At 70.1% G+C, this 26,351-nt stretch carries 27 protein-coding genes; 16 read left to right on the top strand and 11 right to left on the bottom strand.

The annotated features are described in order from the left end of the window. Positions 1 to 44 precede the first annotated feature (44 nt). The gene (locus ACZ7OI_RS28350) at positions 45 to 1,010 is read right to left on the bottom strand and encodes a GlxA family transcriptional regulator (protein WP_470267203.1); all 966 of its coding nucleotides are present in this window, start codon (positions 1,008 to 1,010) and stop codon (positions 45 to 47) included. Between the two features lie 82 nt (positions 1,011 to 1,092). On the opposite strand from ACZ7OI_RS28350, the gene ACZ7OI_RS28345 reads away from it, so the two are divergent. Continuing rightward, positions 1,093 to 2,007 (top strand): DMT family transporter, encoded by a 915-nt coding sequence (locus ACZ7OI_RS28345; RefSeq protein WP_470267202.1) that lies wholly within the window; start codon positions 1,093 to 1,095, stop codon positions 2,005 to 2,007. Between the two features lie 11 nt (positions 2,008 to 2,018). Here ACZ7OI_RS28345 and ACZ7OI_RS28340 read toward each other — a convergent pair whose 3' ends face one another. Then, on the bottom strand, positions 2,019 to 2,441 hold the full coding sequence (locus tag ACZ7OI_RS28340; RefSeq protein WP_344268354.1) for a cytochrome c oxidase subunit 4: 423 nt from the start codon (positions 2,439 to 2,441) through the stop codon (positions 2,019 to 2,021). A 32-nt stretch (positions 2,442 to 2,473) separates the two neighbouring features. Then, positions 2,474 to 3,421 (bottom strand): aa3-type cytochrome oxidase subunit II, encoded by a 948-nt coding sequence (ctaC, locus tag ACZ7OI_RS28335; protein ID WP_470267201.1) that lies wholly within the window; start codon positions 3,419 to 3,421, stop codon positions 2,474 to 2,476. Positions 3,422 to 3,633: 212 nt separating this feature from the next. Between ctaC and asnB the strand changes: the two genes are divergently transcribed. After that, complete coding sequence (gene asnB, locus ACZ7OI_RS28330; RefSeq protein ID WP_470267200.1) at positions 3,634 to 5,568, top strand: asparagine synthase (glutamine-hydrolyzing); 1,935 nt, start codon at positions 3,634 to 3,636, stop codon at positions 5,566 to 5,568. Between the two features lie 392 nt (positions 5,569 to 5,960). Here the strand turns inward: asnB and ACZ7OI_RS28325 are convergent, their stop codons facing one another. Next, positions 5,961 to 6,950, bottom strand: coding sequence for a carbohydrate kinase family protein (locus ACZ7OI_RS28325; protein WP_470267199.1), 990 nt, complete (start codon positions 6,948 to 6,950; stop codon positions 5,961 to 5,963). A gap of 154 nt (positions 6,951 to 7,104) precedes the next feature. Here ACZ7OI_RS28325 and ACZ7OI_RS28320 point away from each other — a divergent pair, with 154 nt between their 5' ends. After that, complete coding sequence (locus ACZ7OI_RS28320) at positions 7,105 to 7,290, top strand: hypothetical protein (protein WP_470267198.1); 186 nt, start codon at positions 7,105 to 7,107, stop codon at positions 7,288 to 7,290. A gap of 75 nt (positions 7,291 to 7,365) precedes the next feature. Here ACZ7OI_RS28320 and ACZ7OI_RS28315 read toward each other — a convergent pair whose 3' ends face one another. Beyond that, positions 7,366 to 7,743 (bottom strand): HesB/IscA family protein, encoded by a 378-nt coding sequence (locus tag ACZ7OI_RS28315; protein WP_037809530.1) that lies wholly within the window; start codon positions 7,741 to 7,743, stop codon positions 7,366 to 7,368. Positions 7,744 to 7,887: 144 nt separating this feature from the next. Here ACZ7OI_RS28315 and ACZ7OI_RS28310 point away from each other — a divergent pair, with 144 nt between their 5' ends. Both ACZ7OI_RS28310 and ACZ7OI_RS28305 read left to right on the top strand, forming a co-directional pair. After that, positions 7,888 to 8,547, top strand: coding sequence for a DUF3043 domain-containing protein (locus tag ACZ7OI_RS28310; protein WP_470267197.1), 660 nt, complete (start codon positions 7,888 to 7,890; stop codon positions 8,545 to 8,547). Positions 8,548 to 8,601: 54 nt separating this feature from the next. Further along, entirely contained in the window at positions 8,602 to 9,591 is a 990-nt protein-coding gene (locus ACZ7OI_RS28305; RefSeq protein ID WP_470267196.1) for an aldo/keto reductase family protein, read from the top strand. On the opposite strand, the gene ACZ7OI_RS28300 is transcribed toward ACZ7OI_RS28305, so the two are convergent. Further along, entirely contained in the window at positions 9,592 to 10,284 is a 693-nt protein-coding gene (locus ACZ7OI_RS28300) for an IspD/TarI family cytidylyltransferase (RefSeq protein ID WP_470267195.1), read from the bottom strand. Between the two features lie 79 nt (positions 10,285 to 10,363). Here ACZ7OI_RS28300 and cobT point away from each other — a divergent pair, with 79 nt between their 5' ends. Further along, positions 10,364 to 11,434, top strand: a complete 1,071-nt coding sequence (gene cobT / locus ACZ7OI_RS28295) for a nicotinate-nucleotide--dimethylbenzimidazole phosphoribosyltransferase (RefSeq protein WP_470267194.1) — start codon at positions 10,364 to 10,366, stop codon at positions 11,432 to 11,434. 64 nt (positions 11,435 to 11,498) lie between these two features. Here cobT and ACZ7OI_RS28290 read toward each other — a convergent pair whose 3' ends face one another. Beyond that, positions 11,499 to 12,602, bottom strand: coding sequence for a branched-chain amino acid aminotransferase (locus ACZ7OI_RS28290; protein ID WP_470236734.1), 1,104 nt, complete (start codon positions 12,600 to 12,602; stop codon positions 11,499 to 11,501). Between the two features lie 96 nt (positions 12,603 to 12,698). Here ACZ7OI_RS28290 and ACZ7OI_RS28285 point away from each other — a divergent pair, with 96 nt between their 5' ends. Beyond that, positions 12,699 to 13,001, top strand: coding sequence for a hypothetical protein (locus ACZ7OI_RS28285; protein WP_470267193.1), 303 nt, complete (start codon positions 12,699 to 12,701; stop codon positions 12,999 to 13,001). A gap of 1 nt (position 13,002) precedes the next feature. On the opposite strand, the gene ACZ7OI_RS28280 is transcribed toward ACZ7OI_RS28285, so the two are convergent. Continuing rightward, a complete protein-coding gene (locus ACZ7OI_RS28280) occupies positions 13,003 to 13,629 on the bottom strand; it encodes a ribonuclease FAU-1 family protein (protein ID WP_470267192.1) in 627 nt (208 codons plus the stop codon). Further along, positions 13,622 to 14,479 (bottom strand): sulfatase, encoded by an 858-nt coding sequence (locus tag ACZ7OI_RS28275; RefSeq protein ID WP_470267191.1) that lies wholly within the window; start codon positions 14,477 to 14,479, stop codon positions 13,622 to 13,624. The genes ACZ7OI_RS28280 and ACZ7OI_RS28275 overlap by 8 nt, the downstream gene beginning before the upstream one ends. Positions 14,480 to 14,581: 102 nt before the next feature. On the opposite strand from ACZ7OI_RS28275, the gene ACZ7OI_RS28270 reads away from it, so the two are divergent. Together ACZ7OI_RS28270 and ACZ7OI_RS28265 are read left to right on the top strand one after the other, a co-directional pair. After that, a complete protein-coding gene (locus tag ACZ7OI_RS28270; RefSeq protein WP_470267190.1) occupies positions 14,582 to 16,084 on the top strand; it encodes a leucyl aminopeptidase in 1,503 nt (500 codons plus the stop codon). Positions 16,085 to 16,167: 83 nt separating this feature from the next. Then, a complete protein-coding gene (locus ACZ7OI_RS28265; protein ID WP_470267189.1) occupies positions 16,168 to 17,151 on the top strand; it encodes an SMI1/KNR4 family protein in 984 nt (327 codons plus the stop codon). A gap of 479 nt (positions 17,152 to 17,630) precedes the next feature. On the opposite strand, the gene ACZ7OI_RS28260 is transcribed toward ACZ7OI_RS28265, so the two are convergent. After that, complete coding sequence (locus ACZ7OI_RS28260; protein ID WP_470267188.1) at positions 17,631 to 17,978, bottom strand: oxidoreductase; 348 nt, start codon at positions 17,976 to 17,978, stop codon at positions 17,631 to 17,633. A 193-nt stretch (positions 17,979 to 18,171) separates the two neighbouring features. Between ACZ7OI_RS28260 and lpdA the strand changes: the two genes are divergently transcribed. From lpdA to lipB, 7 genes are all read left to right on the top strand, one after another. After that, the gene (gene lpdA / locus ACZ7OI_RS28255) at positions 18,172 to 19,545 is read left to right on the top strand and encodes a dihydrolipoyl dehydrogenase (RefSeq protein WP_470267187.1); all 1,374 of its coding nucleotides are present in this window, start codon (positions 18,172 to 18,174) and stop codon (positions 19,543 to 19,545) included. Between the two features lie 55 nt (positions 19,546 to 19,600). Continuing rightward, a complete protein-coding gene (sucB, locus tag ACZ7OI_RS28250) occupies positions 19,601 to 21,379 on the top strand; it encodes a 2-oxoglutarate dehydrogenase, E2 component, dihydrolipoamide succinyltransferase (protein ID WP_470267186.1) in 1,779 nt (592 codons plus the stop codon). A gap of 113 nt (positions 21,380 to 21,492) precedes the next feature. Further along, the gene (locus tag ACZ7OI_RS28245; protein WP_470267185.1) at positions 21,493 to 22,602 is read left to right on the top strand and encodes a serine hydrolase; all 1,110 of its coding nucleotides are present in this window, start codon (positions 21,493 to 21,495) and stop codon (positions 22,600 to 22,602) included. A 5-nt stretch (positions 22,603 to 22,607) separates the two neighbouring features. Beyond that, a complete protein-coding gene (locus ACZ7OI_RS28240) occupies positions 22,608 to 23,093 on the top strand; it encodes an ArsR/SmtB family transcription factor (RefSeq protein WP_470267184.1) in 486 nt (161 codons plus the stop codon). Between the two features lie 15 nt (positions 23,094 to 23,108). Beyond that, positions 23,109 to 23,987 carry a TIGR01777 family oxidoreductase gene (locus tag ACZ7OI_RS28235; protein ID WP_470267183.1) on the top strand — a complete coding sequence of 293 codons (879 nt, stop codon included), beginning with the start codon at positions 23,109 to 23,111 and terminating at the stop codon, positions 23,985 to 23,987. Then, positions 23,984 to 24,613 carry a phosphatase PAP2 family protein gene (locus tag ACZ7OI_RS28230; protein ID WP_470267182.1) on the top strand — a complete coding sequence of 210 codons (630 nt, stop codon included), beginning with the start codon at positions 23,984 to 23,986 and terminating at the stop codon, positions 24,611 to 24,613. The genes ACZ7OI_RS28235 and ACZ7OI_RS28230 overlap by 4 nt, the downstream gene beginning before the upstream one ends. Next, positions 24,610 to 25,353, top strand: a complete 744-nt coding sequence (gene lipB, locus ACZ7OI_RS28225) for a lipoyl(octanoyl) transferase LipB (RefSeq protein WP_470267181.1) — start codon at positions 24,610 to 24,612, stop codon at positions 25,351 to 25,353. The genes ACZ7OI_RS28230 and lipB overlap by 4 nt, the downstream gene beginning before the upstream one ends. Positions 25,354 to 25,401: 48 nt before the next feature. Here the strand turns inward: lipB and ACZ7OI_RS28220 are convergent, their stop codons facing one another. Further along, on the bottom strand, positions 25,402 to 26,337 hold the full coding sequence (locus tag ACZ7OI_RS28220) for an LLM class F420-dependent oxidoreductase (protein WP_470267180.1): 936 nt from the start codon (positions 26,335 to 26,337) through the stop codon (positions 25,402 to 25,404). Between the last annotated feature and the right edge of the window lie 14 nt (positions 26,338 to 26,351).

Here is a 26,351-nt window from a genome sequence, read left to right as displayed (position 1 = left end):
ATCCGACGTCCGTGAGGGGGACCCTGATTCCGTCGGGGTTCCCCTTACGGACTTCTGCGGAAGGCGGTCCGGTAAGCGCTGGGCGTAGTCGAGCGCAGCCGTGAGAACTGGTGCCGCAACGCCGCCGCCGACGCGTACCCGCAAGCCGAAGCGATGTCCTCCACCGACAATCTCCCTTCCTCCAGCAGTGCCTGCGCCCGGTCGAGGCGGCGTTCGGTCAGCCAGCGGTGCGGCGTCGTCCCGGTGGCCGCGGAAAACCGGCGCAGGAACGTCCGCTCCCCCAATCCGCTGCGGCGAGCCAACTCCGCGACCGTGAACGGCTGATCCAACCGCCGTTCCACCCATTCGAGCGCTTCGGCGACCACCGCGTCGTCCGGTGCGGCCGTCGCGGGCACCGGAGCCTGCACGAACTGCGCCTGCCCACCGGCGCGATGCGGCGCGGCCACCATCCGCCGGGCCAACGCCGTCGCCGCCGCGACACCGCGCAACCGCCGCACCAGATGCAGGCACAGATCCACTGCGGCAACCGTCCCGGCGCTGGTGAACACGCCGTCGTCGTCCGCGTAGAGGGCTTGCGGATCTACTTCCGCGGCGGGAAACAGGCGACGGAACTCCGGCTCGTAGATCCAGTGCACCGTGCAGCGGCGTCCGTCCAAAAGGCCCGCGTAGCCAAGGGAAAACACTCCGGCGCAGAACCCGGCCACCCACGCACCGCGGTCCCGAGCGGCGCGCAAAGCGTCCAGGAGCGGCTCCGGCGGCGGCGCGGTCCGCGGTGCCTGGGTGGGCACAATCACCAAATCCGCGGACGCCGCGAAGTCGAGATCACGCAGCCCGGAGAGGCCGAATCCGGACCAGCTGGCCACTTCCGCCCCCTTCGGCGAGCACACGCCGAAGTCCCAGCCGGGCATGCCGTCCGCGCTGCGGTCGGTGCCGAACACCTCGCACGCGACCCCCAGTTCGAACGGCGAAACCCGGTCCGCGAGCAGCACGGCGACCCGTTCTACGTCCATACGGCCAGGATGTCACAAGTTTTGCGGTCATTGTCATCTCTGACACTGGTTGAGCGTCGCCGCGAAGGCGAATCTGGGACGCATGAAGAACCCCGAATCCCGCCCGGTCCTGCAGTGGTCCGCCGCGATGGCGTTGTCCGGAACAATCGGCGCGGTCGTGCTCGAAAGCGGCGCGGCCGCCCCGGCTGTCGCGTTCGCGCGCTGCCTCGTCGGCGGCGTCCTGCTGGTCGTGTGGTCCCTTGCCCGCGGCTGGTTCCGCGACTGGCGGCCGACCCGCCGCGACCTGCTGCTCGCCGTCGCCGGCGGACTGCTGCTGGTCGGCAACTGGGTGCTGCTGTTCGCGTCCTACTCGCTGTCGTCCATCGGCGTCAGCACCGTCGTGTACCACACGCAACCGCTGATCCTGGTCGGAATGGCGGCGATGTTCCTCGGCGAGAAAGTCGGCCGTTCGCACCTCATGCGAGCGGGTGTGGCGTTCGCCGGAGTCGTGGTGATTTCCCTTTCCGCACAAGGCGATGACGGACAACCAGTGCGGCTCGCGGGGATCGCGCTCGCGCTCGGCGCGGCCTTGCTCTACGCCGGTGCGTCGTTCATCGCGAAGCAGCTCAAGCACATCCGGCCGCATCTGCTCGCCGCGGTGCAGCTGACGGTCGGCGCGATCGTGCTCGCTCCCGCGCTGATGTTCACGCCGCTGCCGGGTTCGGCTCCGGGGCTGCTGTGGCTCCTGCTCCTGGGCACAGTGCACACGGCGGTGATGTACGTGCTGATGTACGCCAGCATCGGCAAGCTGCCGACCACGACGGTGGCGCTGCTGTCCTACCTGTACCCGGTGGTCGCGGTCGTGGTGGACATGCTGGCGTTCGGCCACCGGCTCACCTGGCCGGAGGGCCTGGGCATGCTGGCGGTGCTCGCCGCCGCGCTGGCTCCGCAGCGCACCAAGAAGGCCGTGGAAACGCGAAACGCCCAGCCGGGAATTCCCAGCCGGGCGTCTCGGTGAAGCGGAAAGGCTCAGTCGTGCTCGGGACCGGTGTGGTACTCGAACACCAGCCCGCCCACGGCGATGAGCAGGGCCACGAGCGCCATCACGAGCAGCCAGATGTGGAAGAACGCGAGGGCGAGGCCGGCCAGCCCGGCCGACGCGGCGAGCGCGACCGGCCAGTAGCTGCCCGGGCTGAAGAAGCCCAGCTCGCCCGCGCCGTCGCTGATCTCGGCGTCCTCGCGGTCCTCCGGACGCTCCTCGATCCGGCGGGACACGAACTGCATGTAGCTGCCGGCGAGGAACGCCAGGCCGCCGGTCAGGAACAGCGCGACGATGCCGACCGGCTCAGCCTTCTGGTCGGTGGTGAAGAGCGCGGTCATGACCCAGTAGACGGCGGTCATGAGGACGGCAAACCCCGCCACCATGTAGAAAATCCGGGCTTCGACCTTCATGGGATTGGTCCCCTGCTCCTTCTGGTTCGCCGTCAGTTGGACGCGGTGCGCGCGGTGCGGTCGGTGTTGAACGGCTTCGTGGTCACCGCGTACGGGCTGCACAGCTCGCCGCAGTTCATCGAAGCCAGCGCCTCGGACGCGGTGTTCGGCTTGCCGGTCTTCGGGTTCGTTTCGGTGCGCAGCTTGAGGTACTGGTCGTACTTGTCCGGAGACAAGGCCCGCACCTCGAAGTTCATCACCGAATGGTACGTCCCGCACAGCTCGGCGCAGCGGCCGACGAACGAGCCCTCGCGGTCGATCGAGTTCTGGAACGAGCTGTCCTGGTTGTTCTTCTCCGGGTCCGGCATCACGTCGCGCTTGAAGTTGAACTCCGGGACCCAGAACGAGTGGATGACGTCCGTCGAGCGGAGCCGGTACTCGATCGTCTTATTGGTCGGCAGCACGAGCAGCGGGATCTCGCCGGAGGAGCCGACGGTGCTCACCTGGGTGCCGTCGGCGCGCTTGGCGGCGTCGCCCTCGTACTTGAACTCCCAGTTCCACTGGAAGGCGATCACGTCGACGACGACGTCCGGGTTCGGCTTCTTGTCGAGGACCTTGCTCTCGGTCGTCGCGGTGAAGAAGAACAGCACGCAGACCATGATCGTCGGGAGGACGACCGTGAAGATCTCCAGCGGGATGTTGTACTGGAACTGCCGCGGGAGGTCCTCGGGGCCTTCGGCGGCCGCGCCCTTCTTCTTGCGGTGGAAGATCGCGGTCCAGAAGATCAGGGCCCACACGATCGCGCCGACGACGAGCGCGGCGACGACCGTCCACGTCCAGAGGGTGCGCATCTGGTCGGCCTGCGGCGTGACGCCCTTCGGCCAGCCGAAGCGGAGGATCTCGTCTCCCGAGCAGCCCGTCGCGGTCAGCGCCACCAGCACGGCCAGCGCGGCGACACGCCCGACCCGCTTACCCACCGGGGTGCGCTCTGGTTTTCCCACTGCGCCCTGCCCTTTCACCCAACAGGCCCTCTCACACCGGGCCTTCTTCGACCGATCTTCGTGACAGGCGGAGCCTAGCCGAGTTGGCCGCTCCCGCTGACCAAGGGGTGACCAGTTGCGCCACGCGTCACCCGCTTTCCGGGCGAGTCGCCCCGCCCCGGCATACTGGGCCCTTCCCCGGACCGGCCCGACCCTGAGGTGTGTGAGTACACGTGTGCGGCCTGCTTGGACTGATCTGCGCGACCGAAAACGACGCCTCGAACGCCCGTGAGAGCGTCGGCGCGGCGATGCGCTGCCAGCGCCACCGCGGCCCCGACGAGCAGGACACCTGGGCCGACGCCGAGGTCGTGTACGGCTTCAACCGGCTCGCCTTCATCGACGTCGACCACGCGCACCAGCCGCTGGTGTGGGGTCCGCCGGAGGCTCCGGGCCGGTACACGCTGAACTTCAACGGCGAGATCTACAACTACCGCGAGCTGCGCGACGAGCTCGCCGAAAAATTCGGTGCGAAATTCGCCACTGAAGGCGACGGCGAGGCGATCGTCGCGGCCTATCACTATCTCGGGGACAAAGCGGTCGAAAAGCTGCGCGGCATGTTCGCGTTCCTGATCTGGGATTCGGCCGAAAAGGTGGTTTTCGGCGCGCGCGACCCGTTCGGCATCAAACCGCTCTACTACAGCGCCGGCCCGAAGGGCACCGCGTTCTCCAGCGAGAAGAAGAGCCTGCTGGAGCTGTCGGACACGCTCGGCGTCGCGCAGGAGCTGGACCGCACGGCCCTGCAGCACTACCTGGTCCTGCAGTACGTGCCGGAGCCGGAGTCGCTGCACACCGCGATCCGCCGCGTCGAGTCCGGCACCTCGTTCCGGCTCTCGCCCGGCGGGAAGACCGAGTTCACCCGCTACTTCCACCCGAAGTTCGCCGCGAAGCCGGTGAACGGCCAGGCCGAGGCCGACGCGCTGTACGAGCGCATCGCCGATGTGATGCGCGACTCGGTCGGCAAGCACATGATCTCCGACCCGGACGTCACGGTCGGCGCGTTCCTCTCCGGCGGCATCGACTCCACCGCGACCGCGACGCTCGCGAAGGAGCACAACCCGAACCTCATCGCGTTCACCACCGGATTCGAGCGCGAGGGCTACTCCGAGGTCGACGTAGCCGCGGAATCCGCCGCCGCGATCGGCGTGAAGCACGTGGTCCGCACGGTGTCGGCGGACGAGATGATGGAAGCGCTGCCGCTCATCGTCTGGTACCTGGACGACCCGGTCGCCGACCCGGCGCTGGTCCCGCTGTGGTTCATCGCCCGCGAAGCGCGCAAGCACGTGAAGGCCGTGCTGTCCGGCGAAGGCGCGGACGAACTGTTCGGCGGCTACACGATCTACGGCGAGCCGATTTCGCTTGCCCCGTTCGAAAAAATCCCCGGCGGCGTACGCAAGCTGCTGGGCAAGGTGTCCACGAAGATCCCGGAAGGCACCCGAGGCAAGGACCTGCTGCGCCGCGGCGCGCTTCCGCTGGAAGACCGCTACTACGGCAACGCCCGCAACTTCCGCGACGAGCAACTGCGCGCCGTGCTGCGGACGTACGAGGAAGGCGTCGGCTTCAAGGACGTCACCGCCCCCTGGTACGACGTGTCCCGCGGCTGGGACCCGGTGGCCCGGATGCAGCACGTGGACCTCTACACCTGGCTGCGCGGCGACATCCTGGTCAAGGCGGACAAGGTCACCATGGCGAACTCGCTGGAACTGCGGGTGCCGTTCCTGGACGCCGAGGTGTTCAAGGTCGCCGCCTCGATCCCGCTGGACCAGAAACTCGCGCACGGCACCACGAAGTACGCGCTGCGCCAGGCCCTGGCGAAAATCATCCCCGGCCACGTGCTGAACCGGAAGAAGCTGGGCTTCCCGGTCCCCATCCGCCTGTGGCTGCGCAACGAGATGTACGACTGGGCCCGCGGCATCATCAACGACTCGAAGACCGACGAGTTGCTGGACAAGAACGCCGTACTGCGCCTGCTGGACGAGCACAAGGAAGGCCAGCTGGACCGCAGCCGCCAACTGTGGGCCCTGCTGGTGTTCATGCTGTGGCACGGCATCTTCGTGGAACACCGCATCAAGCCGGAAATCCCGGAACCGGTCTACCCCGTCAAGCTCTGAAAAGGACTGAGGGGAACCCAAAGGGAATCAGATTCCCCCAGGGTTCCCCTCACAGCCCTAAACCCGCACCCGCGAACCCCACCGCACCCGAGCTGCGCGCACCCACCACCCAACCGCAGCCCGCGCACACAACTCACCACGCACCCAAGCCCCGCGCCCCACCTGCCCAACCGCAGCCCGCGCACCCAACCCACCAGCGCACCCACACCACCCCCGCACCCCGATACGAAGCCAAAAATGCGGACGGCGGGTGCTTGTCAAGGCATCTTTCCCGCCTTGACAAGCACCCGCCGTCCGTCATCACAATGAGCTTCGGGGTGCCCCCCACTAAACGAGGCGCAATGTCGCCGCCAGGCGACGAGCCGCCGACGAGCCGCCGACGAGCCGCCCCCTCAAGCAGGCAAAACCGCCGCGATCTCCTCAGCCGACTCCGGCCCGAACGCCTCGCTCAACCGCGTCAGCGCCTCGCCCCGCTCAAGAGTCCACTCCTGCGTCCCCACAGTCTCCAAAACCAACACAGCGATCAAACACCCCAACTGCGCCGCCCGCTCCAAACTCAACCCGCCGTCGATCGCAGCAAGGAACCCAGCCCGGAACCCGTCCCCGACCCCAGTCGGATCAGCCTTCCCCCGCTCCGGCACCGCCCCGATCTGCAGCGCGGTCCCGTCCCGCCCGACGATCTCCACGCCCTTCTCCCCCAGCGTGGTAATCCTCAGCCCGACCCGCTCCAGCACATCAGCCTCGGTCCAGCCAGTCTTCTGCAGCAACAACTCCCACTCGTAGTCGTTGCTGAACAGATACTTCGCCCCCTCCACAAACGCCCGCACCTGAGCCCCGTCCATCCGAGCCAGCTGCTGCGAGGGATCAACCGCGAACGTGTACCCCCGCTGACGGCACTCCTGCGCATGCCGAACCATGCCCTCAGGATCGTCCGGGCTGATCAACACCAGCCCCAGCCCGCCGACCCGATCCGAAATCGGCCCCATCTCGATATTCCGGGACTCCGCCATCGCGCCCGCGTAGAACGTCGCGATCTGGCACATGTCCTCGTCGGTGGTGCACACGAACCGCGCGGTGTGCGCGACCTCGGACACCAGCACGCCGGCGGTGTCCACGCCGTGCCGCTGCAGCCACGACTGGTAGTCCGCCCAGTCCTGGCCCACAGCTCCGACGAGCACCGGCTCCACGCCGAGCACGCCGAGGCCGAACGCGATGTTCGCGCCGATGCCGCCGCGGCGCACGACGAGGTCGTCGGCGAGGAAGCTCAACGACACCCGGTGCAGCTGCTCGGCGACGAGCTGCTCGGCGAACCTCCCCGGGAAGTGCATCAGATGGTCCGTCGCGATGCTGCCCGACACAGCGATCCTGGGCTTGTCTGCCACCGGTTCTCCTCACGAGGTGGATGAGCTGTCTTGTCGCGCCCTGACGCAAGTTACCCGCTGGTCATGACCCTTCCGGGTAGTTTCCGCGCCACGTTCCGACACTACCGGCCGGTACTCGTTTCCTGGTCAACTCGAGCTGAATAGCGTGACGTTCGTGAACCTCGCGACCGAACCGGAAACCATCGGCGACCTGATCGCCGACTGCGCCCATCTCCCGTCCACGCTGCAGCCCGAGCGAGCAGCCGACGAGGCACGACTGCCCCGTCCGAGGGCCGCGCGGCCGTGGACGGTCGACGACGCCTGCCACGCGCAGGTCGCCGACCTCGACGCTTACGTCTGAGCCGCGATTCGCCTCAGCCGAAAACGAACAACGGGCCCCGCGCGGATGCGTCGGGGCCCGTTGTCTGCTCTGGGCTCAGTGGAAGCTGTCGCCGCAGGCGCAGGAACCCGTGGCGTTCGGGTTGTCGATCGTGAAGCCCTGCTTCTCGATGGTGTCGACGAAGTCGATCACGGCCTCGGACACGTACGGTGCGCTCATCCGGTCCACGGCGACCTGGAGGCCGTCGAAGTCGCGGAACAGGTCGCCGTCGAGCGTGCGCTCGTCGAAGAACAGCTGGTAGCGCAGGCCAGCACAGCCGCCGGGCTGCACGGCGATGCGCAGGTGCATGTCGTCGCGGCCCTCCTGTTCGAGCAGCGCCTTCGCCTTGGCGGCCGCGGCGTCGGTCAACGTCACGCCGTGGGTCTCCTCGGCGGTCTCGGCCGCAGCCGCACCGGTCTGCTCAGCGGTCGTCATGGCACTCCCTCTTTGGTCGAACTCGCTGCGGGTACATCTCGTGTCATACGTACAACACGGGACTCGCCCGATCTGTTCCCCTCCATCGTCGCATATGGAACGACCTGGTGAACAAAGCCGTGACGCCTGCAATACCCTGGTGAGGTGAGGTTCCTGCGCCGAAGCACCACTGACCCCGCCGCCGACGACTCCGCGGCCGAGGCCGCCGCTGTCGATTCCCCGGTCACGAGCAAGTCGTACACGCCGGGAAAGGGCAAGGCCACGCCGAAGCGGCGCGAGGCCGAGGGACGCAAGCGCGGGCCGGTCGCGGCCCCGCCCACCTCGATGCGCGAAGCGATGAAGCGCAACAAGGAACTGCGCAAGGCCAACCCGGTCAGCAAGGAAGACCGCAAGGAGGCCGCCCGCCTGCGCCGCGAGCGGATGATGTCGGGCGACGACAAGTACCTGCCGCCGCGCGACAAGGGCCCGGTCAAGGCGTACGTGCGCGACCTGGTCGACTCCCGGCGCAACATCCTCGGCCTGTTCATGCCGCTGGCGATCCTGGTGTTCCTCGCGCTGCTGGTGCCCGCGCCGGCGGTGCAGCAGTACATCACCCTGGTCTGCATGGCGATGCTGCTGGTCATGGCCATCGAGGGATTCGTGAACGGCCGGAAGATCTCCAAGCTGGTCCGCGAGCGCTTCCCGAAGGAGCCGTCGACGGCCACCCGCGGCGTCGGCTGGTACGCGTTCGTCCGGGCGAGCCAGATCCGCAAGCTGCGCGTCCCGAAGCCGCGGCTCAAGGCCGGGGACCCGATCCCGAACTGAGCCGTGCGGCACACAGGTCGTTAGCCTCGCGAACGAAACGTTTACGCTGTCGGCATGGAGTTTCGACGTCTCGGCCGCAGCGGCCTCAACATCAGTGAGATCTCCTACGGCAACTGGCTGACCCACGGGTCCCAGGTCGAGGAGGACCAGGCGCAGGCCTGCATCAAGGCGGCGCTCGACGCCGGCATCACGACCTTCGACACGGCTGACGTCTACGCCAACACGGCCGCGGAGTCGGTGCTCGGGCGCGGCCTCAAGGGCCAGCGCCGGGAGAGCCTGGAGATCTTCACCAAGGTCTTCTGGCCGACCGGTCCGAAGGGCCCGAACGACAAGGGCCTCTCGCGCAAGCACATCGTCGAGTCGGCCAACGCGTCGCTCAAGCGGCTCGGCACCGACTACGTCGACCTCTACCAGGCGCACCGCTTCGACCGCACGGTGCCGCTGGAAGAGACGATGCAGGCGTTCGCCGACCTGGTCCGCCAGGGCAAGGCGCTCTACATCGGCGTCTCGGAGTGGAACGCCGAGCAGATCTCGCGCGGCGCGGCGCTCGCCCGTGAGCTGAAGATCCCGTTCGTGTCGAACCAGCCGCAGTACTCGATGCTGTGGCGGGTCATCGAGTCGCAGGTCGTGCCCGCTTCCGAGCGGGAGGGCCTGAGCCAGATCGTCTGGTCGCCGGTGGCGCAGGGCGTCCTGACCGGCAAGTACAAGGTCGGCCAGCCGCTGCCCGCCGGTTCGCGCGCGACCGACGAGAACGGCGGCGCGAACATGGTGAAGCGCTTCCTCGACGAGAAGACCCTCACCGCGGTCGCGAAGCTGGAGCCGCTGGCCGCCGACGCCGGGCTGTCGATGGCGCAGCTGGCCGTCGCGTGGGTGCTGCAGAACCCGAACGTCGCGTCGGCGATCATCGGGGCCTCGCGGCCGGAGCAGGTCTACGACAACGTCAAGGCGGCAGGCGTCAAGCTGGAGCCGGAGCTGCTGACCGCGATCGACGAGGCGCTCGGCGACGTCGTGATCAGCGACCCGGCGCTCACCGTCGCTCCCTGATCACCGCAGCAGGAACCGCTCCGCCACCGCGAGGTCGTGCGGATAGGTGATCTTCACGTTCTCCGCGCTGCCGGGCACCCACCGCACCGGCAGCGCGGAGAACCGCTCCATGCACGAAGCCGTGTCCGTGCCGAGAAATCCTTCCGCGGCAGCCTGTTCGTAAGCCGCCAGCAGCGGTTGCGCCCGGAAGCCCTGCGGGGTCTGCACCCGGATCGCGCCCGGCAGCGGCCCGGCCACCGTGTCCGGTCCGGCCATCGAGACCACGTCGTCCGCGGACAGGCCCGGCACCGCTCCCCCGTCTTCCCGGGTCCGTTCCAGCACCGCGGAAATCAGCTCCGGCGTCACCAGCGGACGGGCCCCGTCGTGCAGCAGCACGGAATCCACTGTCCCGTCGGCGATCCGCGGCGAGAGATGGCGCAGCGCGTTCAGCTCGGAGGCCTGCCGTGTCGGGCCGCCGGGCACGAGCTCCACCGGAACCGAAAACCCCGCCAGCACCTCTTCGGCCAGCGGCGCGTCCTCGGGCCGGATCACCAGCACCAGCACGCCGATCCCGGCCGCCGCGGCGAATGCGTCCAGCGACCACGCCACCACGCGCCTGCCCGCCACCGGCAGGTAGACCTTGTTCAGCGCGGCCCCGACCCGGGTCCCCGCACCACTGGCCAGCACGACCCCGGCCGCCGTCGATTCCCGCACGCCGACCGACCCTAAGGGCCCCGCCCCGGCGGCGGTAGGTTGGGCGCCGGGACGCCCAGAGGCGAAAGGAAACCTGGCTGTGGACACCGGCGAAACGGGCATCGAGTTCGGCGAGATCGAACCGCCGAGCGACCAGGCCCGGTCGGGCGCGATCGCGCTGCACGACAAGCTCGTCAAACCCGCGGGTTCGCTCGGCAGGCTGGAAGAGCTGGGCGTGTGGATCTCCTCGTGCCAGGGCCAGGCCCCGCCGCGGCCGTTCACCCGGCCGCGCGTCGTCGTGTTCGCCGGCGATCACGGCATCGCGAAGAAGGGCGTCTCGGCGTATCCGCAGGAGGTCACGTCGCAGCTCGTCGGCACCATGCTCACCGGCGGCGCGGCGATCAACGTGCTCGCCGCGGCGGCGGGCGCGGGCGTGCGCGTGGTCGACATGGCCGTGGACACCGAGGAATCCGCGATGCGGTCGATCGGCGAGTTCAAGGTGCGCCGCGGTTCCGGCTCGATCGACGTCGAGGACGCGCTCACCGACGCCGAGGTGCGCGCGGCAGTCAACGCCGGCCGGAAGATCGCCGACGCGGAGGTCGACGGCGGCGCGGATCTGCTGATCGCGGGCGACCTCGGGATCGGCAACAGCACCCCGGCGTCGGTGCTGGTCGCGGCGCTGACCGGCAGCGAGCCGGTCGCCGTGGTCGGCCGGGGTTCGGGCATCGACGACAACACCTGGATGCGCAAGGCCGCCGCGGTCCGCGACGCGCTGCGCCGGGCCCGTGCGGTGCTGGCGGACCCGCTCGCGCTGCTGCGGACGTCCTCGGGCGCGGATATCGCCGCGATGGCGGGGTTTCTCGCTCAGGCCGCAGTTCGCCGCACGCCGGTGGTGCTCGACGGGCTGGTGGTCTGCTCCGCCGCGCTCGTCGCCGAAGAACTCGCTCCCGGCGCCCGCCGCTGGTGGATGTCCGGACAGCTCACGGGCGAACCCGCGCACGCGCTCGCACTGGAGCACCTGGACCTCGGCGCGCTGCTCGACCTCGACGTCCGTCTCGGCGAAGGCACCGGCGCGGTCACCGCGCTGCCGCTGTTGATGATGGCCAGCCGCGTGCTCGCGGAAATGACCACGCACGAACAATCCGGCGTCTCCGGCCCGCTCTCGTCCTGAAAGCCGTGAAGGGCTCCTTGAGGGAATCTGATTCCTTCAAGGAGCCCTTCACGGACAGCTAGCTTCAGTTGAGCGGGGTCATCCAGCCGGACGGGGCCGGGCGGGTGCCTTCCTGGATGCCGACGAGCTGCTCGCGCAGGGCCATGGTGACCGAGCCCGGCTGTCCGCCGGAGATCGAGAACTCGCCGCCGCCGTGCTTCACGTGGCCGACCGGCGTGATGACCGCCGCCGTGCCGCACGCGAACACCTCGGTCAGCTCGCCCGAGGCGGCCGCCTTCTCCCATTCGTCGGTGGAGATCCGGCGCTCCTCGACCTTGTGCCCGGCGTCCTTCGCCAGCTGCAGCAACGACTTCCGGGTCACGCCCGGCAGCAGCGAACCGGTCAGCTCCGGCGTGACCACGCGGACGTCGTCACCCGAGCCGAAGACGAAGAACAGGTTCATCCCGCCCATCTCCTCGACCCAGCGGCGCTCGACGGCGTCGAGCCACACCACCTGGTCGCAGCCCTTCTCGACGGCCTGCGCCTGCGCCACGAAGGACGCCGCGTAGTTGCCCGCGCACTTCGCCGCGCCGGTGCCGCCCGGGGCCGCGCGCACGTATTCAGTGGACAGCCACACGCTGACCGGCTTCACGCCGCCGCTGAAGTACGAGCCGGCGGGCGAGGCGATCACCGCGAAGACGTACTCGTCGGCCGGGCTGTTCACGCCCAGTCCCGCCGAGGTGGAGATCATGAACGGGCGCAGGTACAGGGAATCGCCTTCGCGGGTCGGCACCCAGCGCTCGTCGACGGCGATCAGCTCGCGCAGCGAGTCGACGAAGGTCTCCACCGGCAGCTGCGGCATCGCCAGCCGCTCGGCGGACTCGCGGAACCGCTGCGCGTTGGCGTCCGGCCGGAACGCGGCGATCGTGCCGTCCGGCTGCCGGTAGGCCTTGAGGCCCTCGAAGATGGCCTGCCCGTAGTGCAGCACGGACGTGGCCGGGTCGAGGGTGAACGGTTCGTACGGCCCGACCTTGGCGTCGTGCCAGCCCTTCTCGGTGCTGTAGCGCACGGTGACCATGTGGTCGGTGAAGTGCGTGCCGAACCCCGGCTTGGCAAGTACCTCGGCGACGCGTTCAGGACTCGCGGGGCTCGGGTTCGGAACGTGGGTGAACTGCGTCGCTGTGGTCATGCATAAACGATAGCGCTTGGTCGGAAGCACGTTAGTCGGAAGTCCTGTGGTTTTACTCGCCGCACTGCCCCGCGCTCGCAGCGTCACCCCACTACGATGGACGGCGTGAGCACTCAACCAGCACGCCAAGCCGGGCCGGGCGCCGGGCCGGACGTCAAGACCTTCGGCACCGCGGCCCTGCTGACCTTCGGGGCCGGAATGCTCGGGATGGTCGGCTGGGGCCTGCTTTCCAGCGGGTTCGGCTTCTTCCTCGGCCTGGTCGTCGCCGGATTCGGCATCTACTGGTGGAAAAACCTGCACGGCCAGGTGATCGCCAGGAACCTGCCGACCAAATCGGTGGTGATCCTGCTCGTCGTCAACATCGTGCTGTTCATCGCGCTGGTCCTGCTGGCCCAGTAGGTCAGCACAGTCCGGCGGGCAGCGCGGGGGCCGGCCAGTCCGGGTCCGGGCGGAAATCGGTGTGCGTGCCGTCGAACGGATACGCGCCCCGCTCGGCCAGCGCGCCCATCCGTTCGCCTTCCGCGCGCAGCTCGCCGAGTTCGGCGGGGGTCAGCCGGCCCGCCTCGACGGCCGCCTCCGCTTCGTCCTCGTCCTTCCACCTCCAGCCCGCGCCCGGCGTCACGACCAGGTCGAGGATGCCGTCGATCCGGTCCGGGCCGGTTTCGGTGCGCCCGCGCGGGATTTCGAGGTTCACGTACCAGTCGCGGAAGCGTCCGTCCGCCTCGAAGAACCACCACACCGACGACCAGGCGCCGTCGGGAATCAGCCGCAGCGTCGAGGTGCCGTGCCAGATGTCCGGCACCCGCACGCGCGGCTCGAGAAACCGTTGTTCCAGCGGTGCTTCGCGCAGGCTTCGACCGTCCGCGAGCCTGCTGCCGACGATCGGCGTGCCCAGCGGGAGCCAGCCGAGCAGAGTCTCGCCGTCGTCGGAGAGCACGCGCAGCGGGTGATGCTGGCCGATGCTGCCGTCCGGGCGAACGAAACGTTCGACGACTGTCTGTCCCGGCGCCCAGCGGTGCTCAGTCATGGACGCCACGGTAGCGACGAACCCGCACCCGCAGCAGCACTTCCGCGACCGCGCCGAGCCCGGCCGCGAGCAGCACCGTCGGCAGCGGAACGAACGCGGCGGCGATCGCTGCCAGCAGCGCACCCACCGCGACCGGAGCCCCGCCGGACGGCGCAAACCGCTGTCGCGCCCCGACGAAAGTCGTGAATGCAGCGGGGAGAGTCGCCAGCACTGCGATCACCGTGAGCAACGGCTGGAGCTGTCCCGCGTCCGCGGCGGACAGCAGGTCCCGCATCGCCGTCCCGGACAATCCAAGCCGGATCGGACCCAGCTGGAAGAGCGTGACCGCGGTGACGATTACCGCGACCAGTCCCAGAACGAGCGCGCGGCCGGTGCTCCGCTCCCCTGGTTCCGGAATCAGGAACGGCAGCAGGAACAACGCCGCGACGACCGTCCCAGCCACTGGCGGTGTACCGATTCCGCCCGTTTGCGACACCGGAGCGACGGCCAGACACATCGCCACGAGCACCGCCGCGGCGGCCAGCAGCACGCCGAGAACCCACTTGACCAGCAGATCCGGCAGCCGCAGCCCGGCGAAATCCGCCGCCGCGACGAATACCACGAGCGCGGCGGCCGCATACCCGGGCTGCACCGGGAACACATACGCGCCGAAGGCCTGCGCGAGCACGACGATCTGTGCCAGCCGGGATAATCCGCCGACGATCCGGGCGGCCGGATCGTCGCCGAGCGCGGGCAGCCGCGAGGCGGCGACCGCGGCCAGCGCGGCGAGCAAAACCCCGGCGAGCACCCAATACCCGGCCCCGGCGGCACCCGCCGCCAGCGTCACCAGGAGTGCTCCCGCGAGCCGCACCGCGATCCCCCTTCCCCCGTCCGGATGGCTTTGTCATTAGCATGGCTCACGATCGACCGGGCAGATCGCCCGGCACCACCGCGACGTCGCGAGGAGCCAGAAGTGACCGTGCCGAAGCTTGCCCTCTCCGAGAACACGGGTGCGGCATTGGGCAAGACCCGCGCCGACGTCGTCGTGATCGGCACCCTCCAGGGCGAGGACGGCCTCACGCTCGCCGCCGGCTCCGAGGTCGCCGACGCGGCGTTCGACGGCAAACTCGCCGAGGTGCTGGGCACGCTCGGCGCGTCCGGCAAGGCCGAGGAGATCGTGAAGCTGCCGACGCTGGGCAAGCTGCCCGCGGGCGTCGTGCTGGCCGTCGGCCTCGGCAAGCCGAAGGACGGGGAAATCACCGCCGAGCAGGTGCGCCGCGCGGCCGGCGCCGCGGCCCGCGCGCTGAGCGGCACCGAGCGGGCGTTCGTCACGCTGTCGGCCGTCGACCTGCACGCCGCCACCGAGGGCATCGCGCTGGGCGCGTACGTCTTCACCGAGTACCGCTCGGAGAAGGGCGACGCCCCGCTGGCGAAGGCCGACCTGGTCAGCCCGGCCGAGGGCACCGCGCGCGAGCACAAGGCCACGCTGAAGGCGGCCGGATTCATCGCCGAGTCGGTGATCATCGCCCGCGACCTGATCAACACCCCGCCGAACGACCTCTTCCCGGCGTCCTTCGCCGACCGCGCGAAGAAGCTCGCCGAGGCGAACGGCCTCGAGTTCGAGGTGCTCGACGAGAAGGTCCTCAAGCGCAAGGGCTTCGGCGGCATCCTCGGCGTCGGCGGCGGTTCGTCGCGTCCGCCGCGCCTGCTGCGCGTCAGCTGGAAGCCGGCGAAGGCGCGCAAGAAGGTCGCGCTGGTCGGCAAGGGCATCACCTTCGACTCGGGCGGCATCTCGCTCAAGCCCGCCGCCAACATGGACCACATGACGTCCGACATGTCGGGCGCGGCGGCCGTGCTCGCGTCGGTCGTGCTGGCCGCGAAGCTGAAGTACCCGCTCGAGATCACCGCGCACATCCCGCTGGCGGAGAACCTGCCCTCGGCCACCTCCTACCGCCCGGGCGACGTGCTGACCATGTACGGCGGCAAGACCGTCGAGGTGCTCAACACCGACGCCGAAGGACGGCTCGTGCTGGCCGACGCGATCGTGCGCGCGGCCGAGGAGAACCCGGACTACCTGATCGAGACCGCCACGCTGACCGGCGCGCAGGTGGTCGCGCTGGGCAACCGGATCTCCGGCGTGATGGGCTCGGACGAGTTCCGCGACCGCGTCGCGGGCATCATGCAGGCCACCGGCGAGGGCGGCTGGGCGATGCCGCTGCCCGACGAACTGCGCGGCGACCTCGACTCGCGCCTGGCGGACATCGCGAACGTCACCGGCCAGCGCTGGGCGGGCATGCTCGTCGCGGGCGTCTTCCTGCGCGAGTTCGTGCCCGCGGACCTGCCGTGGGTGCACCTCGACGTGGCCGGCCCGGCCTTCAACTCCGGCGGCCCGTGGGGCTACACCGGCAAGGGCGGCACCGGCGTCCCGGTCCGCACCATCGCCGCGGTCCTGGCGGACATCGCAGACCAGGGCTGACCCGGTTTTCCCGACGGAGGCCCCGCACCGCGCCAGGTGCGGGGCCTCCGTCGTGTCCGCGCCCGTGTGGCACGCTCGCGACCATGCAGCGCGACGACTACCTCGAAACCGCCGTCCGCGACGTGCTCACCGCCGACGAGGCCGCCGCTGACCGCCGGATCGGCCACGCGGCGCTCCTCCTCGCGACCGCGGGCGCCGGCGACGCCGCCGATCGCCTCGTCACGCAATGGCACGCGGTGACCGGACGCCCGACGTCCGTGCTCGCCGACGACGCGGTGCGCGCCCGCGCCTGGGCGATGCTCTTCGAGGCGCGCGGCGACCGTCCACAATGGGCAGACGCGCTAGTCCCGCTCGACCTGGACACGGAAGAGCAAGCCCACCAAGCACTTCTCGCCCGCCGAGCGTCCGATTTGGACGGTCTCTTCGACGGTTCGCCGGTCGCCGGCGTCGTCTCCGCGATCGCCCCGGAACGCCCCGATCCGGTGCGCGACGCACTGGCCGCCGCCGACCTCGACGCGTGGGCCGCGCTCGTGGAAAACCACCCGAACCCGGACGTCGCGACACTCGCCGCCACCCGCCCGCTCGCCGCCCGGCTGGTCGCCGGCGCGGACCCGCTCGGCCTCGGCGCGGAATGGCCGGACCAATGCGCGGGCGCGCTGATCGCCGCACTGCGCGAACGCCATCCGACCGGCCCGGGCAGCCTGCCGGAACTAGTCGCCGCGATCCTCCGGCTGCGCGGGCAGCGAGCCCCCGCTCCGGCGTCGCCCGCCGACCTGGCCGCGACCGAACACCGCCTCGGCTTCCGCCTGCCCGACGACTACCGCGAATTCCTGGCGATCACGGACGGCTTGCCCGCGGACGTGGTGTTCCCGCGCCTGCTGCCCGCCCGCGAACTGCGCGCCGACGGCACCGTCGTGATCGTCTCCGACCCCGCGACAGTCCTGCTCACCCACACCGGCGACAGCTGGCGAACAGTCGAAGTCGACCTCGCCTACGGCAGCACCGCGCACGACTCGTTCCGCGCGTTGCTGGAACACCATCACCGATTGCTGGAAGCGAGTGCCTGATTCGGCTGCCAGCTGAAGTCCGTGAGGGGAACCCTCACAGACGCTGATTCCCCCAGGGTTCCCCTCACAGACCGGCATTCCCTCAAGGAGCCCCTCACGGAACCAGATTCCCTCAAGGAGCCCTCCACAGACCACCCACCCAACCGCACCCGCCGCACCCAACGAGCGAGCCACCCAACCGCACCAGCGCACCTAACGGTCGAGGCACCCAGCCCTAAAACCGGCACCCGCGCCCCCAACAGTCGAGGCACCCAGCCCCTCCCCCGCACCCCGATACGAAGCCTCCCTGCGGTTCGGGGGTGCTTGTCAAGGCATCTTTCCCGCCTTGACAAGCACCCCCGAACCGTCAGCACAATCAAGCTTCGGGGTGCCCCACGCAACGCACCCACGCGCAATGTCGCCGCCAGGCGACGAGCCGTCCCCAACGGACTAAGCACCCCCAGCAACAACCCACCGGTTACCGGAAGCGATCCCCCGACTCAACCGCCCGGGCGGCGCTTCTGCCGGTCGGTGTATTCGCGCATGCGCTTCGGGTAACCGACGCGCGCGACCTCGTACACCGGAATCGTGTTCTTGTGCCCGAACCGCTGCGCGGCGTCGAAGCTGCCGATCCGGCGGCGGGTCCATTCGCCGTCGTGCGCGACGAGCACCACAGTGGTGTCGGTCACCGTGGTTTTCGGTTCGACGAAGGCTTCCACCCCGCGTCGCGCGGCGGCCCATTCCTGCAGGTAGCGGGTATCAGCCTGGCCTCCGGAGCGGCCTGCTCCAGCGGCCGGGCCGCGTCTGCCGCGGCGGCGCAACGAGTCGAAGATCCCCACTTCGACCACCTTTCTTCCGGCGAGAGTCCGGACTCCATTATTCCCGGTGGCGCGTGTGGCCGGTGTCGCAGCGCCGCCTTGGCCCGGCTAGGTCGCAACACCGATCGGCGTAGTGACAAGATGGCTGTTGTCGCGCGCGCGTTTATACCGGGTGCCGCGGCGACCGAAGCTTCACCCCTATCGCTGCCGAGGAGTTATTGAAGTGAGCGACACCTCCGCCGACCTCGTGATCCTGGGAGGCGGATCGGGCGGCTACGCCGCGGCCTTCCGCGCGGCCGAGCTGGGCCTTTCCGTCACGCTGATCGAGAAGGACAAGCTGGGCGGGACCTGCCTCCACCGGGGCTGCATCCCGACCAAGGCCCTGCTGCACGCCGCCGAGGTCGCCGACGAGGCCCGCGACGCCGAGACCTTCGGCGTCAAGGCCGTGTTCGAGGGCATCGACATCGCGGGGGTGAACAAGTACAAGGACGGCATCGTCTCCCGGCTGTACAAGGGCCTCCAGGGCCTGGCCAAGGCGCACAAGGTGAACCTCGTCGAGGGCACCGGCCGGTTCGTCGGCGGCACGACCGTCGAGGTCGACGGCACCCGGTACACCGGCAAGAACGTCATCCTCGCCACCGGTTCCTACTCGCGCACCCTGCCCGGCCTCGAGCTCGGCGGCCGCATCATCGCGAGTGAGCAGGCGCTGACGCTGGACTACGTGCCGAAGAAGGTCGTCGTGCTCGGCGGCGGCGTGATCGGCGTGGAGTTCGCCAGCGTGTGGGCCTCCTTCGGGGTCGACGTCACCGTGGTCGAGGCGCTCCCCCGGCTGGTCCCGAACGAGGACGAGTACGCCTCCAAGCAGCTCGAGCGCGCGTTCCGCCGCCGCAAGATCGGCTTCAAGACCGGCGTCCGGTTCACCGGCGCGAAGCAGGACGACAACGGCGTCAGCGTGTCGCTGGAGTCCGGCGAGACGCTGGAAGCCGACCTGCTGCTGGTCGCCGTCGGCCGCGGCCCGAACTCGGCCGGGCACGGCTACGAGGAAGCGGGCGTCAAGATCGACCGCGGCTTCGTGCTCACCGACGACCGGCTGCGCACCAACCTTCCGAACGTCTACGCGGTCGGCGACATCGTGCCGGGCCTTCAGCTCGCGCACCGCGGTTTCCAGCAGGGCATCTTCGTGGCCGAGGAGATCGCCGGCCTGAACCCGCGCGTCATCGACGAGCGCGGCATCCCGCGCGTCACCTACTCGCACCCCGAGGTCGCGTCGGTCGGGCTCACCGAGACCCAGGCCAAGGAGAAGTACGGCTCGGACGTCACCACGTTCACCTACGACCTCGGCGGCAACGGCAAGAGCCAGATCCTCAAGACCTCCGGCGGCGTGAAGCTGGTGAAGGCGCCGGACGGCCCCGTCGTCGGCGTGCACATGGTCGGCGACCGGGTCGGCGAGCTGATCGGCGAAGCGCAGCTGATCTACAGCTGGGAGGCGTTCCCGGAGGACGTCGCCCCGCTGATCCACGCGCACCCCACGCAGACCGAGGCACTCGGCGAAGCGTTCCTCGCCCTCGCGGGCAAGCCGCTGCACGTGCACAGCTGACGCGCAACCAGCACAATCCAGACCACGTCTTAGCGATCAAGGGAGCCAGCGAACAATGGCCTACTCCGTCACGCTGCCGGAGCTCGGCGAGAGCGTCACCGAGGGCACCGTCACCCGGTGGTTGAAGCAGGAGGGCGACACGGTCGAGGTCGACGAGCCGTTGCTCGAGATCTCGACCGACAAGGTCGACACCGAAGTACCGTCGCCGGTGGCAGGCACGGTCGTGAAGATCAGCGCCAAGGAAGACGACACCGTCGAGGTCGGCGGCGAGCTGGCGGTGATCGACGACGGCACCGGCGGCGTGCCCGAGTCCTCCGCGCCCGCCCGGCAGGCCGAGCCGGAGCCCGCCCCGCAGCAGCAGGAAGCCCCTGCCGCCGCCGCGGCGTCCGCCCCGGCCGAGTCCGCTCCGTCGCAGCCGGACACCGCGCCGGCCGCGGGCGGTTCGGGCACCGAGGTGAAGCTGCCCGAACTGGGCGAGAGCGTCACCGAGGGCACCGTCACCCGCTGGCTGAAGCAGGTCGGCGAGTCCGTCGAGGTCGACGAGCCGCTGCTCGAGATCTCCACCGACAAGGTCGACACCGAGGTCCCGTCGCCGGTCGCCGGCACCGTGCTGGAGATCCGCGCGGGCGAGGACGAGACCGTCGAGGTCGGCGGGGTGCTCGCGGTCATCGGCGACGCGAACGCCGCCCCGGCCGCCGCGCCCGCCCAGGAAAGCAAGCCCGCCCCGGCTCCGGAGCCCGCTCCGGCCCCGGTGCAGGAGAGCAAGCCCGCTCCGGCCCCGGCGGCTCCGGCCCCCGCGCCCGCCGCCCCGGCTCCGGCGCAGGAAAGCAAGCCCGCCCCGGCCGCGCAGGCCCCGGCGGACAACGGCTCCGCGGACGGCCCGTACGTCACGCCGCTGGTGCGCAAGCTCGCCTCCGAGCACGGCATCGACCTCGCGTCGCTGACCGGCAGCGGAGTCGGCGGCCGCATCCGCAAGCAGGACGTGCTCGCCGCGGCCGAGGCCAAGCAGAAGGCGGCTCCGGCCCCGGCTGCTTCCGCCCCGGCTTCCGCTCCGGCCGCCGCCGCTCCGTCCGCCCCGCGCGCCGCCGCGGTCTCGCCGGAGGTCGCCGCCCTGCGCGGCACCGTGCAGAAGGCGAGCCGGATCCGGCAGATCACCGCCACCAAGACCCGCGAGTCGCTGCAGGTTTCCGCGCAGCTCACGCAGGTGCACGAGGTGGACGTCACCAAGATCGCCAAGCTGCGCCAGCGCGCGAAGGCGGCGTTCAAGGAGCGCGAGGGCGTCAACCTCACGTTCCTGCCGTTCTTCGCCAAGGCGACGGTCGAGGCGCTCAAGCAGCACCCGAACGTCAACGCGTCCTACAACGAGGACACGAAGGAGATCACCTACCACGGCGCCGTGCACCTGGGCATCGCGGTGGACACCGAGCGCGGCCTGCTCTCGGTCGTGATCCACGACGCGGGCGAGCTGAGCCTCGCCGGTCTCGCGCACCGCATCGCCGACCTGGCGGCGCGGGCCCGTGCCAACAAGATCAAGCCGGACGAGCTGATCGGCGGCACCTTCACCGTCACGAACATCGGCTCCAACGGGGCCCTGTTCGACACGCCGATCATCGTGCAGCCGCAGTCCGGCATGCTCGGCACCGGCGCCGTGGTGAAGCGCCCGGTCGTCGTGGCCGACGCCGAGGGCAACGACACCATCGCGGTCCGTTCGATGGCGTACCTGCCGCTGACGTATGACCACCGCCTGGTCGACGGCGCGGACGCCGGCCGCTTCCTGACGACGATCAAGCAGCGTCTGGAAGAGGGCAACTTCGAGGACGAACTGGGTCTCTGATCCGGCAATTCTCTCGGCCGAAGGCCCCCGCACCCGCTCGGGTGCGGGGGCCTTCGCGTTTTCCGGCTTTCGGCTTATCCGGAATTCCGGAATACCGGAGTAAGCTGACCGGCATGCTCACTCGACGAAGCTTGCTCACGTCGGTCGCAGCAGCGGGGGCCGCCACGTTCGCAGTGCCCTCGCTCGCGCTGGCCGATCCCCCGGACCAATCCACTCCCGAAGGCTGGCTCGCCCGGCTCGCGGCACACCGCGACGACGTGTCGGCGGTCTTCTCCGACGGCACCGGCCGCCGGTTCAGCCACCTCGCGGACCGGCCGCGCCCGCTCGCGTCCGCGATCAAGGCAGTGCACCTGCTCGCCTACACGACCGCGGTCGCCGAGGGACGGCTGGATCCGGCCGAGCCGGTGCGCGTCGGCGACTGGGACGCCTGGCATCCCTACCTCGGCGACGGCCCGATCGGCTCGGGCGCGCACTGGCAAGCGCTGACGCAGCTCGGGATCCCGTGCGACGAATACGGCATGGCGAAAAATCCGGATCAGCGCGTGCCGCTGTGCGACATCGCGGAAATGACGATCTTCGTCAGCGACAACGCCGCGGCCGACTACCTGCGCCACCGGCTCGGCGACCGGGCGCTGCGGGCGGCGGGGGCTCGCGGCGGCTGGCCGATGCCGGACGTCCGGATGTTCAGCGGAGAAGTCCTGCTGTTGTTGTTCCCCGAATACTGTCCTCCGCCCGGCAGCCCGGTCGTCGTGCGCCGTGCCGCGGGCGACGCACTCGCGAACCGGTTCGCCTGCGACACCTCGTTCCGCGCCCGGGTGCTCCCCAGGGTCACGACGAATCCTCCGACGCTGGAACAGACCTACGCGTGGGCGGACGCCACCGGCCGGGGCAGCGCCGCGCAGCTGTTCGGGTTGCACCGCGAAATCGCCTCCAGCCGCGATCGCGCCGCCGTTCTCGCACAGCAAGTCCTCGGCGTGGTGCTCGCGTCAAGGAAGCCGCCAGGCTCGAATGCGTTGCTGTTCAAAGGGGGCAGCCTTCCGGCCATCCTCACTTTCGGCTTCGACGTGACGTGGCCCGGCCGTCGCCCGGGCACCGGCACGATTCTGCTGCAGAACGCCACTGAAGCGGACTCCGCGAACTACGAGGTGCTGCTCAAGCTAGGCATCGACGCGCTGTACCGACCCGCCACCTTCCAAGCTTTGGAGCGCGCGCTGGGACACTGACCCGCATGACCGAAGACCTCGCCGAGCGCGTCGCGGCGCTCGAACGCCGGATGGCCGCATTGGAGGGGCGGCCCGCCGAACCCGTCCATGACGGCCCGCACGGGATCGTCGGCTATCAGGGCGAATTGACCGATCCCGAGCTGCGCTGGGAAATCCGGCTCACCACGCCCGCGGTCCTGTCGCTGCCGGACGGGCCGCGCGCCGAGGTGCTCGCCGCGCTGGCGAACACCGACCGGATCGCGCTCGTCCGGCTGCTCGCCCGCGACGGCGCGCAAACCGGTGCCGCGCTGCAGGAAGCCGCCGAACTCAGCTCGCCGGGACGGCTTTACCACCACCTCAAGGCGCTCACCGCGGCCGGACTGGTCGAGCAGGACCGGCGCGGCAGCTACCGGCTCAAGCCGACCGCCGCGATTCCCGCGCTGGTGCTGCTGACCGCCGCGGCCGACGTCGCCGGTCAGCTCCGCCCGGGTGTGCACGAGCGCGGCCGATAGGACACGATCAGAGGCATGCGGGTACTCATCGCGGGCTCCGGCGGTCTCCTCGGCACCGCATTGACCGGACGGCTGCGCGAATCCGGGCACGAAGTGCGCCGGCTGGTGCGGCGCACCGCGCAAGCCGCCGACGAGAGCGGCTGGGACCCGCCGTCGGGACGGATCGACGACGGCGCGTTCGACGGCATCGACGCGGTGGTGAACCTGTGCGGCGCGCCGCTGTTGCCCGGGCGCTGGAGCGGAATGCGCAAGCAGCAGCTGCTCGACAGCCGCGTGGAGCCGACCGAAGTGCTCGCCGAAGCGGTGGCCGAACACGGCATCGGCGTACTGGTGAACGCTTCCGCGGTGGGCTACTACGGCAACTCCGGGTCCACTGTGGTCGATGAGAACACCAAGGCCGGCAACGGTTTTCTCGCCGAGATGTGCACCGAGTGGGAGGCCGCGACCGCCGCGGCGGCGAACGCGAGGGTCGTCTCGATCCGCACCGGTCTCGTCCTGGCGCGGCAAGGCGGTCTGCTCGACGTGCTGCGTCCGCTCTTCCGCTTCGCGCTCGGCGGACGGCTGGGCGACGGCAGCCAGTACATGCCGTGGATCGCGCTGGAGGACGAAATCGGCGCCCTTGTGCACATCCTGGAGCACGACTCGCTGTCCGGTCCGGTCAATCTCACCGGCCCGATCCCGGTGACCAACGCCGAGTTCACCCACGCCCTCGGCCACGCCGTGCACCGGCCCGCGCCGTGGTGGGTGCCGGAAATCGCGATGAAGATCGCCCTCGGCCAGGCCGCCGAAGAGATGGCGTTGTACGGGCAGCGCGCGGTGCCGCGGAAACTCGAGGCGAGCGGGTACGAATTCCGGCACCGCACCGTCGACAGCGCGCTCGCCGCGGCGACGTGACGATGCCGCGCGTCCGGTGGATCGTCACCGGGGTCGTGCTGTTCGCGGCATTCCTCTGGCTCGGGTTCCTGGTGGACCGGCAGCCGCTGCAGCTCGATCTCGAGGTCGCCACGGCCTTGCGGGGACAGGACACCCGCCCGGCCGGGCAGATCGCGGGCGTGGTGACGAACCTCCTCGGCCCGGTTCTGCCGTACGTGCTCGGCGTGGTGCTGCTGGCGATCGTGCTGCGGGACCGGTCGCAGTTGTCTTTGTGCGTGCGGCTTGCCGTGGTGCTTCTGCTCTGCAGGCTGACCAGTCTGGCGTTCAAGCCGGTGTTCCAGCGGCAGCGCCCGCGCGTGTACCCGGATCTGAGCTACCCCAGCGGCCACGTCGTTTCCGTCGCGACGACCGGCCTGGTCGTCGTCCTGCTCTGCGCCTGGCTCCGGCCGCGGTTCGTCCGGTGGGCAATCTGGATTTCCGCCGCGGCGACCGTGCTGGCCGCGGCCTGCCGGATCGTGCTCGGCGTGCACTGGGTGACCGACACCGCCGGGGCCGTGCTCGCGGTGCTCGGCGTGGGCTTGGTGTCAGCGACCGCACTCCGGCTGATCCCCTTTCCGGCGAGCGGAAGGCGTAGCCTCGACGGGTGAGTTCTTCGAGCGCAAGCTGTCGTATCGCCGCCGAACCCCTGGTCGTGCGCGAGGTCGGGACGATCGACTACACCGAGGCCTGGGACCTGCAGCGGGAGATCCTCGCCGCCCGCGCGGACGAGACCGGGCCGGACACCATGCTGCTGCTGGAGCACCCGTCGGTCTACACCGCGGGCAAGCGCACCGAGCCCGAGGACCGGCCCGTCGACGGCACCCCGGTGATCGACGTCGACCGCGGCGGCAAGATCACCTGGCACGGCCCCGGCCAGCTGGTCGGCTACCCGATCCTCAAGCTCGCCGACCCGATCGACGTCATGCACTACGTGCGCCGGCTGGAAGAGGCCCTGATCGCGGTGTGCGACCGGTTCGGCGTGCGCACCGGCCGCGTCGAGGGCCGCAGCGGCGTGTGGATCCCGGCCGACGAACGCGGCATCGAGCGCAAGATCGCCGCGATCGGCATCCGCGTCCAGCGCGGCGTGACGATGCACGGGTTCGAGCTGAACTGCAACGCCGACCTGGCCGCGTTCGACAACATCGTGCCGTGCGGCATCCGCGACGCGGGCGTCACTTCGCTGTCCTACGAACTGCAGCGCGACGTCCCGGTCGCCGAGGTGCTGCCGCTGGCGAAGGAGCTGGTGCTGGCCGCGCTCGAAGGCGAACTGCCGGTGAGCGACGACCGCTGGCTGCCGCGTCCGGAGGCCCCGAAGGCCCCCGGCGTCACCTTCGCCCTGCAGAACTGACCGTCCCGACGACAAAGGGGCCTCCCGCTCGGGAGGCCCCTTTTCGCGTCAGTCCAGCTGCGGCGCGACCTCGCTGGCCACGAACTCGATGTGGTCGAGGTCGGAGAGGTCCAGCACCTGCAGGTACAGCCGGGTGATCCCGGTCTTCTCCCGCCACTGCCCGATCCGGTCCACGATCTCCGCCGCGGTCCCGGCCAGCCCGTTGGCCCGCAGCTCGTCCGTCTCCCGGCCGATCGCGGACGCCCGGCGCGCGACCTCGGCCTCGTCCCGGCCCGCCGCCAGCACGAGCGCGACCGAACGCAGGATCTCCTTGGGGCTGCGGCCGATCGCCTCCGCCGCCGCGTCCACGCGCTCGAACTGCGCGAGCGCGGTTTCGGCGTCCACGAACGGCAGGTTGAACTCGTCGGCGTACCGCGCGGCCAGCGCCGGCGTGCGCTTCTTGCCGCCGCCGCCGATGATCACCGGCGGCGCGGGCGACTGCGCGGGCTTCGGCAGCGCGGGCGAGTCGGCCAGCGTGTAGTAGTCGCCGGAGTAGGAGAACTTCTCCCCCGCCGGGGTCTTCCACAGGCCGGTGATCACCGCGAGCTGCTCGGCGTAGCGGTCGAAGCGCTCCTTGAGCGGCGGCAGGGTGAGGCCGTAGGCGGTGTGCTCGTCGTCGTACCACCCGGCGCCGAAGCCGAATTCCACGCGCCCGCCGGACATCTGGTCCACCTGCGCGACCGAGATCGCGAGCGGGCCGGGGTGGCGGAAGGTGGCCGCGGTGACGAGCGTGCCGAGGCGGAGCCGCTCGGTCTCGCGGGCGAGGCCGGCGAGGGTGATCCACGCGTCGGTCGGTCCGGGAAGGCCGTCCGCGTCGCCCATCTTGAGGTAGTGGTCGCTGCGGAAGAACGCGTCGTAACCCGCGGCCTCAGTGGTCCGCGCGACCCGCAGCAGGTCGTCGTAGCTCGCCCCCTGCTGGGGTTCGGTGAAGATCCTCAAGTCCATGTCCGCCAGCCTAA

The sequence above is a fragment of the Amycolatopsis sp. NPDC114503 genome, assembly GCF_055633655.1.
This window is presented reverse-complemented; position numbering and strand designations above follow the sequence as displayed.